The organism is Hydrogenovibrio sp. 3SP14C1 (assembly GCF_029625905.1).
Taxonomy (GTDB): Bacteria; Pseudomonadota; Gammaproteobacteria; order Thiomicrospirales; family Thiomicrospiraceae; genus Hydrogenovibrio.
In genome coordinates, this window is the sequence record NZ_JARTLM010000183.1 from 1 (window position 1) to 260 (window position 260).

Here is a 260-nt window from a genome sequence, read left to right on the forward strand (position 1 = left end):
CACATGCCGACGCCGTGAATGACCACACCGTCACGCTTACCCTGAAATCCCCTCGCATCACCTTCATCGACCAGCTGATGACCCTGGGCATTGTACCTGATGCCGAGCGGGAAAATGGCCATCATGCGGGTTACGGCCGCCAGCCGCTGGGTTCTGGCCCCTACCGCATGGTGGAGTGGCAGGAAGGTGAGCAGCTGATCGTCGAGCGTAACCCCTATTTTTACGGCCCTGCTCCGGCCTTCGAGCGCCTGGTATTTCTG

General features: G+C 60.4%; 1 protein-coding gene. It reads left to right on the forward strand.

All coding sequences use genetic code 11. The features are described 5' to 3' along the window. The coding region (locus P8629_RS12165; protein WP_278166369.1) for an ABC transporter substrate-binding protein at nt 1–260 on the forward strand (260 nt) is incomplete at both ends.